The organism is Allobosea minatitlanensis, assembly GCF_964020775.1.
Window position 1 is genome coordinate 1,085,693 of sequence record NZ_OZ224509.1, and the last position, 14,207, is coordinate 1,099,899.

At 68.3% G+C, this 14,207-nt stretch carries 12 protein-coding genes; 10 read left to right on the forward strand and 2 right to left on the reverse strand.

Going from position 1 to position 14,207, the window contains the following annotated elements; genetic code table 11:
- Window positions 1-4: 4 nt before the first annotated feature.
- Window positions 5-391, reverse strand: coding sequence for a SpoIIAA family protein (locus ACWH43_RS05165; RefSeq protein WP_158445709.1), 387 nt, complete (start codon window positions 389-391; stop codon window positions 5-7).
- A gap of 53 nt (window positions 392-444) precedes the next feature.
- Window positions 445-1,356: a LysR family transcriptional regulator gene (locus ACWH43_RS05170; protein ID WP_260349302.1), complete on the reverse strand. Its 912-nt coding sequence runs from the start codon at window positions 1,354-1,356 to the stop codon at window positions 445-447.
- Window positions 1,357-1,449: 93 nt separating this feature from the next.
- On the opposite strand from ACWH43_RS05170, the gene argH reads away from it, so the two are divergent.
- The 10 genes from argH to ACWH43_RS05220 all read left to right on the forward strand — a co-directional run bounded on the left by argH (window position 1,450) and on the right by ACWH43_RS05220 (window position 14,155).
- Window positions 1,450-2,865 carry an argininosuccinate lyase gene (gene argH, locus ACWH43_RS05175; protein ID WP_158445707.1) on the forward strand — a complete coding sequence of 472 codons (1,416 nt, stop codon included), beginning with the start codon at window positions 1,450-1,452 and terminating at the stop codon, window positions 2,863-2,865.
- Entirely contained in the window at window positions 2,862-3,758 is an 897-nt protein-coding gene (locus ACWH43_RS05180; protein ID WP_158445706.1) for an amino acid ABC transporter permease, read from the forward strand. Before argH ends, ACWH43_RS05180 begins: the two co-directional genes overlap by 4 nt.
- On the forward strand, window positions 3,755-4,549 hold the full coding sequence (locus ACWH43_RS05185) for an amino acid ABC transporter ATP-binding protein (protein ID WP_448153411.1): 795 nt from the start codon (window positions 3,755-3,757) through the stop codon (window positions 4,547-4,549). Before ACWH43_RS05180 ends, ACWH43_RS05185 begins: the two co-directional genes overlap by 4 nt.
- A 37-nt stretch (window positions 4,550-4,586) precedes the next feature.
- Window positions 4,587-5,417 carry an ABC transporter substrate-binding protein gene (locus tag ACWH43_RS05190; protein WP_158445704.1) on the forward strand — a complete coding sequence of 277 codons (831 nt, stop codon included), beginning with the start codon at window positions 4,587-4,589 and terminating at the stop codon, window positions 5,415-5,417.
- Between the two features lie 168 nt (window positions 5,418-5,585).
- Window positions 5,586-6,764 carry a cell division protein ZapE gene (gene zapE / locus ACWH43_RS05195; protein ID WP_158445703.1) on the forward strand — a complete coding sequence of 393 codons (1,179 nt, stop codon included), beginning with the start codon at window positions 5,586-5,588 and terminating at the stop codon, window positions 6,762-6,764.
- 206 nt (window positions 6,765-6,970) lie between these two features.
- A complete protein-coding gene (locus tag ACWH43_RS05200; RefSeq protein ID WP_158445702.1) occupies window positions 6,971-7,570 on the forward strand; it encodes a TetR/AcrR family transcriptional regulator in 600 nt (199 codons plus the stop codon).
- Window positions 7,571-7,897: 327 nt separating this feature from the next.
- On the forward strand, window positions 7,898-8,860 hold the full coding sequence (gene mdh, locus ACWH43_RS05205) for a malate dehydrogenase (RefSeq protein ID WP_158445701.1): 963 nt from the start codon (window positions 7,898-7,900) through the stop codon (window positions 8,858-8,860).
- 78 nt (window positions 8,861-8,938) lie between these two features.
- Window positions 8,939-10,135: an ADP-forming succinate--CoA ligase subunit beta gene (sucC, locus tag ACWH43_RS05210; protein WP_158445700.1), complete on the forward strand. Its 1,197-nt coding sequence runs from the start codon at window positions 8,939-8,941 to the stop codon at window positions 10,133-10,135.
- A 9-nt stretch (window positions 10,136-10,144) separates the two neighbouring features.
- Window positions 10,145-11,029, forward strand: a complete 885-nt coding sequence (gene sucD / locus ACWH43_RS05215; RefSeq protein WP_158445699.1) for a succinate--CoA ligase subunit alpha — start codon at window positions 10,145-10,147, stop codon at window positions 11,027-11,029.
- Between the two features lie 168 nt (window positions 11,030-11,197).
- On the forward strand, window positions 11,198-14,155 hold the full coding sequence (locus ACWH43_RS05220; RefSeq protein WP_448153412.1) for a 2-oxoglutarate dehydrogenase E1 component: 2,958 nt from the start codon (window positions 11,198-11,200) through the stop codon (window positions 14,153-14,155).
- The last annotated feature ends 52 nt before the right edge of the window (window positions 14,156-14,207 follow it).

Below are 14,207 nucleotides of genomic sequence, written 5' to 3' on the forward strand. Positions count from 1 at the left end.
GCTGTCAGGCGTCGGGCCCGCCCTCGATATCGGCCGCCCAGGCGAGGGCGGCCTCGCGCTCGGACGGCGGGAAGCTGCGGATCGCGACGAAGGGGATCACCGGCGCGAACAGCCGCGCGGCGCTGTCGAGCCAGCCCTTCTCGACGATGATCGCCTCCTTCGGGAAGCGCCTGAGCTCCCACAGTTTGCCGAAGCCGTAGCGGGCGTCCTTCCAGGCGGCGGCGAAGGTCATGTCGTCGAAATCCGTGAGATCGGCGAGGATCGAGACCTTCTCGTGCCGGGCGAGCCGCTCTTCGAGATCGGCGGCGACCCGCTCGATGTCGGCCGGCTCGATCGTGCCGCTGAGCGCGATGGCGAGAACATGGTCGGGTGCCGGGAGAAAGGTGATCATGGCGGCTCCTCCTGCCGGTTCAACGCATGACGGGCGGAGAGGTTGCCGGCCGCTCACGCCGCCCGGGTCGCGGCCTCGAACGCGGCGGCCTCCACCTTCAGCCAGTCGATGAAGGCGTCGAGGCCGGGGCGGGCGGGCCGGTCGAGGCGCCGCGTCAGCCACAGGCCGGTGACGCTGGTGAAGCCGATGTCGAGCGGGTTGACCAGCGCGCCCGAGGCCAGCTCCTCGGCGACGTAGCAGCGCGGCGCCAGCGCGACGCCGAGGCCCGCGACGGCGGCGCGGATGATGACGGAGTAGTAGCCGTAGCGGACGGTATGAGCCGGCACCGCGCCGCGCAGGCCGTGCGCCTCGGTGAACTCGGCCCAGAAGGTCGGCATCTGGAAATGCTGCAGCAGGGTCATCTTCTGGATGTCGCCGGCGCGGCGGAAGCCGCCCATGCGCTCGAGCAGCGCGGGCGCGGCGAGCAGCGCGACGTCGCGGCCGAACAGGTAATGCGCCTCCTTGTCCGGCCAGGGCGGCGCGCCATGGCTGATCTCCAGATCCGGTTCCTCCGTCTCGCTCTCGCTGACATAATTGGTGAACTGGACGTCGACGCCGGGATGCGTCTCGGCGAAGGCGGGAAAGCGCTCGATCAGCCAGCGCTCGCCGGCGATGGCGACCATGTGCAGCCGGATCGGCCGGCCGAGGGCGGACCGCTCGGAGAGCCGCATGGCGCCGCGCTCCATCTGCTCCAGCGCCGCCTCGGCGTAGGGCAGGTAGATCGCGCCGGCCTCGGTGAGCTTGAGCCCGGCCGGGCTGCGCTCGAACAGGGGCATGCCGAGATGATGCTCCAGCGACAGGATCTGCTTGGAGACCGCGCTCTGCGTCAGGTTGACCACGCCGGCGGCGCGGGCGGTCGAGCCCAGGCGGGCGACCGTGACGAAGGCGCGCACCGAGGTCGAGGAGGGCGGAAGCCGCGGAGCCATGGGTATTCCATTCTGGACTAGCTGGCCGGAGATCGTTTCGTTTGCCGGTTGTCCGGTCAAGAGGCCATTCATCTTCAGGGGAGGAGGACCGAGATGAACCAGACGACGCGCCTATGGGGCGGCCGCTTCCGCAAGCCGCCGGATCCGCGGCTGATGAAGCTTTCGAGCGCGGCCGGCGAGCATGCCAGGCTGGTGCCGCAGGACGTCGCCGGCGGCAAGGCGCATGCCGCGGCCCTGGAGAGCGCCGGGCTGCTCAGCCGGACGGAGCGGGACCTGATCGCGCAGGGGCTCGACGGCATCGCCCGCGACGTCGCGGCGGGGACGATCGCGCCCGCCGCCGGGGACGAGGACGTCCATACCTTCATCGAGCGCGTGCTGACCGAGCGCATCGGCCCGACCGGCGCCAAGCTGCGCGCCGGCCGCTCGCGCAACGACCAGGCGGCGAACAACCTCAAGCTCTATCTGCGGCAGAAGGCGCGTTCGATCGGCGCGATGCTGGCCGAACTGCTCGCCGCCATCGCCGAGCAGTCGGAGCGGCACGCGGCCTCCGTCTGCCCCGGCTTCACCCATCTGCAGAACGCCCAGCCCGCCACCTTCGGCCATTGGCTGATGGCGCATGGCCAGGTGCTGCTGCGCGACGCCTCGCGCCTGCAGGACTGGGAGAAGCGCTCGGGCCAGTCGCCGCTCGGCGCCGCCGCCTTCGCCGGCTCGGCGATCACGCTCGACCCCGCCGCGAGCGCGGCGGCGCTCGGCTACGAGGCGCCCTTCGAGAACTCCGTCGACGCGGTGGCGGCGCGCGACCATGTTGCGGAATTCCTGTTCGTCGCGGCGCTGACGCTGGCCGATCTGTCGCGCCTCGCCGAGGAGGTGACGCTGTGGACCTCGCGCCAGTTCGGCTGGGTGACGCTCGACGACGGCTTCGCCACCGGCTCCTCGATCATGCCGCAGAAGAAGAACCCCGACATCGCCGAGATCTCGCGCGGGCGCGCGGCGCGCCTCGCCGGCGACGTGGTGACGATGCTGGGGGCGTTGAAGGGACTGCCGCTCTCCTATAATCGCGATCTGGCGGAGGACAAGCGCACCGCCTTCGACGCGGTCGACGTGCTGGAGGAGGTGCTGCCGGCCTTTGCGGGGCTGATCGCCAGCATGGAGGTCCATCCCGAGCCGATGCGGGCGCAGGCAGGCCTGGGCTTCACGCTGGCGACGGAAGTGGCCGATTATCTCGCGCGGCAGGGCGTGCCCTTTGCCGAGGCGCATGAGATCACGGGGGCGCTGGTGCGCTATTGCGAGGAGATGGGGCGCGAGCTCGAATCGCTCGACGCCGTCGACCTGAGGGCGGTCGATCCGCGGCTCGACGGCGGCGTGCTCGACTGCCTGACGCTCGACGCCGCGGTCAAGGCGCGCAGCGGCCATGGCGGCACGGCGCCGGAGCGGGTACGCGAGCAGATCGCGCGCTTCAGGACGAGGCTCTCGGCTCTCGAGGGCTGGGCGGGGGAGACGGGCCGATGAGCGACACCACCTCGCCGATCGCCGGCCGCGAGCTGGCGGCGGTCGCGCAGCTCCGGATCGTGCCGCGGCGCTTCTACGGGCGCTGGGTCGCGGCGGCCGCGATCCTCGCCGTGCTGGCCTGGCTGGTCTCGGCCTTCGTCGAGGGCGACATCGCCTGGCCGGTGGTCGGCCAGTTCTTCACGGCGCCGGCGATCCTGTCCGGCCTCGGCAACACGCTGATCATGACGGTCTGCGCCATGGCGCTCGGCGTCGTGCTCGGCGTCGTCTTCGCGATCATGTACATGTCGCCGAACCCGGTGCTGCGCGGGGTGGCGCTGTTCTACATCTGGTTCTTCCGCGGCACGCCGCTGCTGCTGCAACTGCTGATCTGGTTCAACCTCGCCCTGGTCTTCCCGACCATCGGCATTCCAGGCCTGTTCTCCTGGCGCACCATCGACGTGATCGGGCCGTTCATGGCGACGCTGCTCGGGCTCGGCATGAACCAGGGCGCCTATACGGCCGAGGTGGTGCGCGGCGGCATCCTCTCGGTCGATACCGGCCAGACCGAGGCCGCCAAGGCGATCGGCATGACGCGGCTGACCACGCTGCGCCGGATCGTGCTGCCGCAGGCGATGCGCGTCATCATCCCGCCGGTCGGCAACGAGGTGATCAGCATGGTCAAGCTGACCTCGGTGGCGAGCGTCATCCAATATGCCGAGATCCTGCGCAACGCGCAGACGATCTACTACGCCAATGCCCGCGTCATCGAATTGCTGATCGTCGCCGCCGGCTGGTATCTGCTGGTGGTGACGCTGCTGCAGATCGGGCAGTATTTCCTCGAGCGCCATTTCTCGAAGGGGCGCGGCGGAAGTCGGAAACAGCGGGCGGCCGCGGTCGAGGAGGAGCCCGCATGAGCGCGGTGCAGAGCCAGGCGGGCGGCGACACCGCCATCGTCAGCGTCGCCCATGTCAGCAAGTTCTTCGGCCCGTTCCGGGCGCTGAACGACGTCTCGCTCTCGATCGAGCCGGGCATGGTCCAGTGCATCATCGGGCCGTCCGGCTCGGGCAAGTCGACGCTGCTGCGCTGCATCAACCAGCTCGAGAAGATCGACCAGGGCGCGATCCGGCTCGACGGCGAGCTGATCGGCTATCGCCGCGTCGGCGACGAGCTGCACGAGCTGTCCGATGCCGAGATCGCGCGCCAGCGCCTCGCCACCGGCATGGTGTTCCAGCGCTTCAACCTGTTCAACCACATGACGGCGCTGCAGAACATCATCGAGGGGCCGCTCACCGTGCTGAAGCGGCCGCGCAAGGAGATCGTCGCCGAGGCGATGGCGCTGCTCGAGCGCGTCGGGCTCGCCGACAAGCGCAATTCCTATCCGAGCGAGCTGTCGGGCGGGCAGCAGCAGCGCGTCGCCATCGCCCGCGCCCTGGCGATGCGGCCCAAGATCATGCTGTTCGACGAGCCGACCTCGGCGCTCGACCCGGAGCTGGTCGGCGAGGTGCTCAACGTGATGCGCGACCTGGCGGCCTCGGGCATGACCATGATCGTGGTCACGCATGAGCTCGGCTTCGCCCGCGAGGTCGCCAATGACGTCGTCTTCATGGCGCGCGGCGAGATCGTCGAGCGCGGCGCGCCCAATGTCGTCCTGGTCGCGCCGACGCAGGCGCGCACACGCGAATTCATCGCCGCCGTGCTGAAGTGAGCGGCGGCGAACGGCTATCATCAGAGGGAGAAACCCAATGCTTCGTTTGACACTGACGGCGGCGCTGCTCGCCGGGACCGCCCTGGCCGCGCAGGCCCAGACGGTTCCCGACCGGATCAAGAGCGCCGGCAAGATCGTCGTCGCGACCCAGCCGAACTATCCGCCGATCGCCTTCAAGGACCCGGCGACCAACCAGCTCTCGGGCTTCGACATCGATCTCGGCGAGGCCATCGGCAAGGAGCTCGGCTTCAAGATCGAGTGGCAGGAAACCGCCTTCGCCCAGATGCTGCCCTCGATCCAGACCGGCCGCGTCGACATGGCGATGGCCGGCATGAGCGACCTGCCGGCCCGGCGCGAGCAGGTCGACTTCATCGACTACATGGTTTCGGGCGCGCAGTTCTACACGGTCACGCCGTTCAAGGACACGATCAAGACCCCCGAGGATCTCTGCGGCAAGAGCGTCGGCGCCAGCCGCTCGACCAACTGGCCGCGCCAGATCGGCGAGTGGAGCGAGAAGAACTGCGTCGCCAAGGGCAAGCCGGCGATCACGGTGGTCGGCACGGAAGGCTCGGTCGACGCCCGCACCCAGCTCAAGACGCAGCGCCTGCAGGGCGGCGTCCAGGGCAGCGAGACGATGGGCCATTTCCAGAAGATGGAGCCGAACACCTATATCCCGCTCGGCAAGCCCTTCACCCAGTCGCTCTCCGGCATCCCCTTCGCCAAGACGGCGGAAGGCACGCAACTGCGCGAGGCCGTCACCGCCGCGCTCGGCAAGCTCCAGGAAAACGGCACCTATGACGCGCTGATCAAGAAGTACGGCATGCCCGACAACGCGCTGAAGCCGGTGACGATCAACAAGGGCGAGTAAGCCTCCGGCGCCGGCCGCGGCCGGCGCGCACCCCTCCCGTCATCCCGGCCGGCCCGTCCGCGCCGGGATGATGCGTTTCGGGGCCGCCCGGGCAGGGCGGGGTTGCGGTGGGGATCGTGCTGCCGTAACCCGGAGGCTCCTTGTCGCGAGCCCTCGTCTCCTGCCGCCATGCCAGCCTCGATCACCGACCGCTATGCCGCCCTGGTCGAGGCGGGCGCCATCGAGCGCGATCCCGCCCAGCTCGCGGTGGTGAGGAAGCTCGAGGCGCTGACCGCGACGCTCGCCGCCCGCCGCCTCGCCCGCAAGGGCAGCGCGCTCGGCTGGCTCTTCGGCAAGAAGCCCGAGACGAGCGAGGCGCCGAAGGGGCTCTATATCTGGGGCTCGGTCGGCCGCGGCAAGACCATGCTGATGGACATGTTCTTCGAGGCCGCGCCGGTGAAGCGCAAGCTGCGGGTGCATTTCCACGAATTCCTGGCCGATGTGCATCGCCGCATCAACGCCTACCGCCAGAAGATCAAGACGGGGGAGGTCAAGGACGGCGACCCGATCGCGCCCGTCGCGGCGGAGCTGGCGGAGGAGGCCTATCTGCTCTGCTTCGACGAATTCACCGTGACCGACATCGCCGATGCGATGATCCTCGGGCGGCTGTTCACGGCGCTGTTCGCCGCCGGCGTCGTGGTGGTGGCGACCTCCAATGTCGAGCCGTCGCGGCTCTATGAGGGCGGCCTCAACCGGGCGCTGTTCCTGCCCTTCATCCAGCTCCTCCAGACAAAGGTCGAGGTGCTGAAGCTCGATGCGCGCACCGATTTCCGGCTGGAGAAGCTCGGCGGCGCCCCGGTCTACCATGTCCCGGCCGATGAGAAGGCCAAGGCCGCGCTCGACGCCGCCTTCAAGGCGCTCTCCGGCACGGCGCAGGGGCGGCGCACCGTGCTTACCGTGCAGGGGCACGAGCTGGTGCTGCCGCAGGCGGCCGGCGGCGTGGCGCGGGCGAGCTTCGCCGATCTCTGCGCCCAGGCCTATGGCGCCTCGGACTACATCGCGCTGGCGCAGCGCTTCCATACGCTGGTGCTCGACGACATCCCGATCCTGAACTACGACCGGCGCAACGAGGCCAAGCGCTTCATCATCCTGATCGACACGCTCTACGAGCATCATGTGAAGCTCGTCGCCTCGGCTGCGGCCGAGCCGCACGAGCTCTATCATGCGACGCAGGGGCGCGAGGCGTTCGAGTTCGACCGCACCGTCTCGCGGCTGATCGAGATGCGTTCGGAGGATTATCTCGGCATGCCGCATGGCCGGCCGGACTCGGCCGCGAGCGGCGATACGACGGGGCTGGTGGAGACGTGATGACGGGCGGCCGCGGGAACCTCGATCCGTCATTCCGGGGCGCCCGTAGGGCGAGCCCGGAACCCATGAACACTGCCTCTCGGCTTCGAGCCGCGGCTGTCGTCGTGCTTGCGCGACCGAGGTCGGTGTTCATGGGTTCCGGGCTCATCGCTGCGCGATGCCCCGGAATGACGGCGAGGTCTTGCGAGCGGCTGGGCAACTGAGCCATGCCCCAGCGCGAGCCGAGCGAGACACGCATTCTCACGGTCGCGGGCGAGCATCTGCGCCGGTTCGGGCTGAAGCGCTTCACCGTCGTCGCCGTGGCGGAAGAGGCCGGCATGACCCATGCCAATGTCTACCGCTACTTTCCCTCGCGCGTGGCGCTGATCGACGCGGTGGTCGATGTCTGGCTCAAGGCGACGGAGCGCAAGCTCGCCGACATCGCCGACGGGCCGGACCCGGCCGACGACAAGCTCGAGCGGCTGATCCTCGGCCTCGCCAAGGCCAATCGCGACCTGCTGAGCGAGGACCCGCATCTCTTCGCCGCGCTCTCGCTCGCCGTCGCCAAGCGCCATGCCGTCAGCCGGCGCAACCGCACCCGCGTCCGGGCGCTGTTCGAGCGGGTCGTCGACGAGGGAATCGCGACCGGCGTGTTCGAGCCGCGCGACCGCGACAGGGCGATCGCCTTCGTCATCGACGCCACCAACCGCTTCATCCATCCGGCCTCGCTGGCGCTGGAGGCGGACGTGCCGCAGGCCTCCGTCGACACCCGGCTCTCGACCCTGATCCGGGTGATCCTGCGGGTGCTCGGTAGCGGGATCGTGTGAGCAAATCCGGTAACCAATTACAGATTATGTAAATTGTAATCAGTCGGTTTCGGGCCCCGCCTGCCGGTCCTGCGGCCCGGGCCTCGACGCAAGTCCTTGAAAAATCAGGGCCTCGCCATTGCGGGGCGGGCGCGGTCGCGGCGCGCCCCGGAAAAGCCGCTTTTCCGGCAAGGGTTGCGGCAAAAGGCCGGTTTGGGCCAAAGGAACCCACGGTTTGTCCGGCCTGCCGGCTTTTCACCGCCAGGGGATCGGGCCAAGGCATTCCGGATGCCGGAGCCGGCAGCGGTCGGTGCCCCGCGCGAAGCGCCAGAAGAGAAGGACTAGGCTATGGCCCGCAAGAAGATCGCCCTCATCGGTTCAGGCCAGATCGGCGGCACGCTCGCCCACCTCGCCGGCCTGAAGGAACTCGGGGACGTCGTCCTCTTCGACATCGCCGAGGGCATCCCGCAGGGCAAGGGCCTCGACATCGCCGAGTCCTCTCCGGTCGACGGCTTCGATGCCGGCTACAGGGGCACGAACAGCTACGAGGACATCAAGGGCGCCGACGTGATCATCGTCACCGCCGGCGTGCCGCGCAAGCCCGGCATGAGCCGCGACGACCTGATCGGCATCAACCTCAAGGTGATGAAGGCGGTCGGCGAAGGCATCAGGCAATACGCCCCGAAGGCCTTCGTGATCTGCATCACCAACCCGCTCGACGCGATGGTCTGGGCGCTGCAGAAGTTCTCGGGCCTGAAGCCCAACATGATCTGCGGCATGGCCGGCGTGCTCGACTCCGCCCGCTTCCGCTACTTCCTCGCCGAGGAGTTCCAGGTTTCGGTCAAGGACGTCTCGGCCTTCGTGCTCGGCGGCCATGGCGACGACATGGTGCCGCTGGTCCGCTATTCGGGCGTCGCCGGCATCCCGCTGCCCGACCTCGTCAAGATGAAGTGGACGACGCAGGAGAAGCTGGACGCCATCGTCGAGCGCACCCGCAAGGGCGGCGGCGAGATCGTCAACCTGCTCAAGACCGGCTCGGCCTTCTACGCCCCGGCCGCTTCGGCGATCGCGATGGCCGAGAGCTATCTCAAGGACCAGAAGCGCGTCCTGCCGGCGGCTGCCGCGCTCAAGGGCCAGTACGGCGTCAAGGACATGTTCGTCGGCGTGCCGGTGGTGATCGGCGCCAAGGGCGTCGAGCGCGTCGTCAAGATCCGCCTCAACGGCGCCGAGAAGGAGATGCTGGCGAAGTCCGTGGCTTCGGTCCAGGGCCTGATCGACGCCTGCAAGAGCATCGATCCGTCGCTCGCGTGAGCTAGTCGAAGGCGGCGGACGTCGATACGCTCCGCCGCCTTTTCGTCTTCATTTGTCGCTGTCAGGGAAACCGAGCACATGAACATCCACGAATACCAGGGCAAGGCCATCCTCAAGGAGTTCGGCGCGCCCGTATCAGCCGGTTTCCCGGCGCTGTCGGTGGCGGAGGCGGTCGAGGCCGCCAGGAAGCTGCCCGGCCCGCTCTATGTGGTGAAGTCGCAGATCCATGCCGGCGGCCGCGGCAAGGGCAAGTTCAAGGAACTGCCGGCCGACGCCAAGGGCGGCGTGCGCCTCGCCAAGTCGGTCGAGGAGGTCGAGGCCTTCGCCAAGGAGATGCTCGGCAACACCCTCGTCACCGTGCAGACCGGCCCCGCCGGCAAGCAGGTCAACCGCCTCTATATCGAGGACGGCTCGGACATCGAGAAGGAGTTCTACCTTTCGGCGCTGGTCGACCGCGAGACCTCGCGCATCGCCTTCGTCGTCTCGACCGAGGGCGGCATGGACATCGAGGCCGTCGCCCATGACACGCCGGAGAAGATCAAGACCTTCTCGGTCGATCCGGCGACCGGCATCATGCCGCATCACGGCCGCACCGTCGCCCAGGCGCTGGGCCTGACCGGCGACCTCGCCAAGCAGGCCGAAAAGGTGCTGGCGCAGATCTACAACGCCTTCGTCGCCAAGGACATGGCGATGCTGGAGATCAATCCGCTGATCGTGACCACGCAGGGTCAGATCAAGTGCCTCGACGCCAAGGTCAATTTCGACTCCAACGCGCTCTACCGCCACCCGGACGTCGTCGCCCTGCGCGACGAGACCGAGGAGGACCCGAAGGAGATCGAGGCCTCGAAATACGACCTCGCCTATATCGCGCTCGACGGCACGATCGGCTGCATGGTCAACGGCGCCGGCCTGGCCATGGCGACGCTCGACATCATCCAGCTCTACGGCGAGAGCCCGGCGAACTTCCTCGACGTCGGCGGCGGCGCCTCGGAAGAGAAGGTGACGGCGGCGTTCAAGATCATCACCGCCGACCCGAAGGTGAAGGGCATCCTGGTCAACATCTTCGGCGGCATCATGAAGTGCGACGTCATCGCCCGCGGCGTGATCGCGGCGGTGAAGGCCGTCGGCCTCAAGGTTCCGCTGGTGGTGCGCCTCGAAGGCACCAATGTCGAGGAAGGCAAGACCATCATCCGCGAATCCGGCCTCAACGTCATCCCCGCCGACGACCTCGACGATGCGGCGCAGAAGATCGTCGCCGCGGTCAAGAAGGCCTGAGGAGCAGACATGTCCATCCTGATCGACAAGAACACCAAGGTCATCTGCCAGGGCTTCACCGGCAAGAACGGCACCTTCCATTCCGAGCAGGCGATCGCCTATGGCACGCAGATGGTCGGCGGCACCTCGCCGGGGAAGGGCGGCGCGGTCCATCTCGGCCTGCCCGTCTTCGACACGGTCGCCGAGGCCAAGGAGAAGACCGGCGCCACCGCTTCGGTCGTCTATGTGCCGCCGCCGGGCGCCGCGGACGCGATCTGCGAGGCGATCGATGCCGAGATCCCGCTGGTGATCTGCATCACCGAGGGCATCCCGGTGCTCGACATGGTGCGCGTCAAGCGCTCGCTCTCGGGCTCCAAGACCCGCCTGATCGGGCCGAACTGCCCGGGCGTCGTCACCGCCGGCGAGTCGAAGATCGGCATCATGCCGGCCAACATCTTCAAGCCCGGCTCGGTCGGCATCGTCTCGCGCTCCGGCACGCTGACCTATGAGGCGGTGTTCCAGACCACCCGCGAGGGCCTCGGCCAGACCACGGCCGTCGGCATCGGCGGCGACCCGGTCAAGGGCACCGAGTTCATCGACATGCTGGAGATGTTCCTGGCCGACCCGAAGACCGAGTCGATCGTCATGATCGGCGAGATCGGCGGCTCGGCCGAGGAGGACGCGGCGCAGTTCATCAAGGACGAGGCCAAGCGCGGCCGCAAGAAGCCGATGGTCGGCTTCATCGCCGGCCGCACGGCCCCTCCCGGCCGCCGCATGGGCCATGCCGGCGCGATCATCTCGGGCGGCAAGGGCGGCGCCGAGGACAAGATCGCGGCGATGGAAGCCGCCGGCATCAAGGTCTCGCCCTCGCCGGCGCGCCTTGGAAAGACCTTGGTCGAAGTGTTGAAGGGCTGACGCGCCTTCGGCGCGTCGTGGCCGGGTCAGACCCCGCCATCTCGTGCCGGAGCCGCGACCGAAAACCGCCAGGAGGTGCCCGGGCCGAGCCCGGGCATGACGGCAAGTTGAAGGATGTCCGGGCAAGGGTCCGGGCATGACTCAAGCGGGAAGGAAGGCAGGAGCATCATGGCTCGCCAGGACATCAACGAGGCTCTCGCGCAGACCGGCTTCCTCTATGGCGGCAATGCGGCCTATATCGAGGATCTCTATGCCCGCTACGAGGCCGACCCCAAGTCGGTCGACGAGCAGTGGCGGAGCTTTTTCGGCGCCCTGAAGGACGACAGGAAGCTCGTGCTGGAGAACGCCAGGGGCGCCTCCTGGAAGCAGCCCAACTGGCCGCTTCCCGCCAGCGGCGAGCTGGTCTCGGCGCTGGACGGCAACTGGGCGCAGGTCGAGAAGGCGGTCTCCGACAAGCTCGGCGCCAAGGCCAAGGCCGCCGGCACCGCGCTCTCCGCCGCCAATGTGCAGCAGGCGACCCGCGATTCCGTGCGCGCCATCATGCTGATCCGCGCCTACCGCATGCGCGGCCATCTCTACGCCAAGCTCGACCCGCTCGGCATCGAGACGCGCACCGACGACGACGAATTGTCGCCGGCCGCCTTCGGCTTCACCGAGGCCGATCTCGACCGCAAGATCTTCATCGACAACGTGCTCGGGATGGAGTTCGCCACCGTCCGCGAGATGGTCTCGATCCTGCAGCGGACCTATTGCGGCACGGTCGGCATCGAGTTCATGCACATCTCCGATCCCGAGCAGAAGGCCTGGCTGCAGGAGCGCATCGAGGGGCCGGACAAGGAGATCGCCTTCACCAAGGAAGGCAAGAAGGCGATCCTGAACAAGCTGGTCGAGGCCGAGGGCTTCGAGAAGTTCCTCGACCTGAAATACACCGGCACCAAGCGCTTCGGGCTCGACGGCGCCGAGGCGCTGGTGCCGGCGCTGGAGCAGATCATCAAGCGCGGCGGCGCGCTCGGCGTGCGCGACATCGTCTTCGGCATGGCCCATCGCGGCCGCCTCAACGTGCTGACGCAGGTTCTCGGCAAGCCGCATCGGGCGCTGTTCCACGAGTTCAAGGGCGGTTCCTTCGCGCCCGACGACGTCGAGGGCTCGGGCGACGTGAAGTACCATCTCGGTGCTTCCTCGGACCGCGAGTTCGACGGCAACAACGTCCATATCTCGCTGACCGCCAACCCGTCGCATCTCGAGATCGTCGACCCCGTGGTGCTCGGCAAGGTGCGCGCCAAGCAGGACCAGTTCGGCGACATCGTCGAGCGCTCCAAGGTGCTGCCGCTGCTGATCCATGGCGACGCGGCCTTCGCCGGGCAGGGCGTGGTGGCGGAGTGCCTCGGCCTCTCCGGGCTGAAGGGCCACCGCACCGGCGGCTCGCTGCACTTCATCATCAACAACCAGATCGGCTTCACCACCTATCCGCGCTATTCGCGCTCCTCGCCCTATCCGTCCGACGTGGCGAAGATGGTCGAGGCGCCGGTCTTCCATGTGAACGGCGACGATCCGGAAGCGGTGGTCTTCGCCGCCAAGGTGGCGATCGAGTTCCGGCAGAAGTTCCATAAGCCGGTCGTGATCGACATGTTCTGCTATCGCCGCTTCGGCCATAACGAGGGCGACGAGCCGGGCTTCACCCAGCCGCTGATGTACCGCAAGATCCGCGGCCACAAGACCACGCTGGAGCTCTATGGCGAGAAGCTCGCCGCCGAGGGCGTCGTCAACGCCGGCGAGCTCGACGCGATGCGCGCCGCCTGGAAGGCCAGGCTCGAGGTCGAGTTCGAGGCCGGGCAGAGCTTCAAGCCGAACAAGGCCGACTGGCTCGACGGCCGCTGGGCCGGGATGAAGGCGATCCGCGCCGACGAGGACGATCCGCGCCGCGGCGCCACCGGCGTGCCGGCGGAGACGCTGAAGGAGATCACCGAGAAGATCACCGCGGTGCCGGCCGGCTTCAACGTCCACCGGACGATCCAGCGCTTCCTCGACAACCGCCGCAAGGCGGTCGAGGCCGGCGAGGGCATCGACTGGGCGACCGCCGAGGCGCTGGCCTTCGGCTCGCTGCTGCTCGACGGCAATCCGGTGCGCCTCTCGGGCCAGGATTGCGAGCGCGGCACCTTCTCGCAGCGCCATTCGGTGCTGATCGACCAGGAGACGGAGGCCCGCCACACCTCGCTCAACCATATCCGCGACGACCAGGCCCGCTACGAGGTCATCAACTCGATGCTCTCGGAAGAGGCGGTGCTCGGCTTCGAATACGGCTATTCGCTGTCGGAGCCGAACGCGCTGACCTGCTGGGAGGCCCAGTTCGGCGACTTCGCCAATGGCGCGCAGGTGGTGTTCGACCAGTTCATCTCCTCGGGCGAGCGCAAATGGCTGCGCATGTCGGGCCTCGTCTGCCTGCTGCCGCACGGCTATGAGGGCCAGGGGCCGGAGCACTCCTCCGCCCGCCTCGAGCGCTTCCTGCAGATGTGCGCCGAGGACAACATGCAGGTGGCGAACTGCTCCACCCCGGCGAGCTACTTCCACATCCTGCGCCGGCAGCTCAAGCGCGACTTCCGCAAGCCGCTGATCCTGATGACGCCGAAGTCGCTGCTGCGCCACAAGCGCTGCGTCTCCGACCTGGCGCAGCTCGCCGAGGGCTCGACCTTCCACCGCGTGCTGGCGGACGACGCCGAGCGCGGCAAGTCGACCACCAAGCTCGCCAAGGATTCGAAGATCCGCCGGGTCGTGCTCTGCTCGGGCAAGGTCTATTACGACCTGCTGGAGGAGCGCGAGAAGCGCGGCATCGACGACGTCTATCTGATGCGCGTCGAGCAGCTCTACCCGTTCCCGCTGAAGACGCTGGCGCAGGAGCTGGCGCGCTTCAAGGGCGCCGATGTGGTCTGGTGCCAGGAGGAGCCGAAGAACATGGGCTCCTGGACCTTCGTCGAGCCCTATCTCGAATGGGTACTGGGCCATGCCGGCTCGAAGTCGAAGCGGCCGCGCTATGTCGGCCGCCCGGCCTCGGCCGCGACCGCGACCGGCCTGATGTCCAAGCACACGGCGCAGCTCAACGCCTTCCTCGACGAGGCCTTCGCCGCCTGATGAACACGTCGTCCCGGACAGGCCGCCCGCGCGAAGCCGATCCGGGATCGAC

Excerpts from the sequence above, each read along its gene's own strand:
- ACWH43_RS05165 (WP_158445709.1), bottom strand. The coding sequence starts at position 391 with ATGATCACCTTTCTCCCGGCACCCGACCATGTTCTCGCCATCGCGCTC.
- ACWH43_RS05170 (WP_260349302.1), bottom strand. The coding sequence starts at position 1,356 with ATGGCTCCGCGGCTTCCGCCCTCCTCGACCTCGGTGCGCGCCTTCGTC.
- argH (WP_158445707.1), top strand. The coding sequence starts at position 1,450 with ATGAACCAGACGACGCGCCTATGGGGCGGCCGCTTCCGCAAGCCGCCG.
- ACWH43_RS05180 (WP_158445706.1), top strand. The coding sequence starts at position 2,862 with ATGAGCGACACCACCTCGCCGATCGCCGGCCGCGAGCTGGCGGCGGTC.
- ACWH43_RS05185 (WP_448153411.1), top strand. The coding sequence starts at position 3,755 with ATGAGCGCGGTGCAGAGCCAGGCGGGCGGCGACACCGCCATCGTCAGC.
- ACWH43_RS05190 (WP_158445704.1), top strand. The coding sequence starts at position 4,587 with ATGCTTCGTTTGACACTGACGGCGGCGCTGCTCGCCGGGACCGCCCTG.
- zapE (WP_158445703.1), top strand. The coding sequence starts at position 5,586 with ATGCCAGCCTCGATCACCGACCGCTATGCCGCCCTGGTCGAGGCGGGC.
- ACWH43_RS05200 (WP_158445702.1), top strand. The coding sequence starts at position 6,971 with ATGCCCCAGCGCGAGCCGAGCGAGACACGCATTCTCACGGTCGCGGGC.
- mdh (WP_158445701.1), top strand. The coding sequence starts at position 7,898 with ATGGCCCGCAAGAAGATCGCCCTCATCGGTTCAGGCCAGATCGGCGGC.
- sucC (WP_158445700.1), top strand. The coding sequence starts at position 8,939 with ATGAACATCCACGAATACCAGGGCAAGGCCATCCTCAAGGAGTTCGGC.
- sucD (WP_158445699.1), top strand. The coding sequence starts at position 10,145 with ATGTCCATCCTGATCGACAAGAACACCAAGGTCATCTGCCAGGGCTTC.
- ACWH43_RS05220 (WP_448153412.1), top strand. The coding sequence starts at position 11,198 with ATGGCTCGCCAGGACATCAACGAGGCTCTCGCGCAGACCGGCTTCCTC.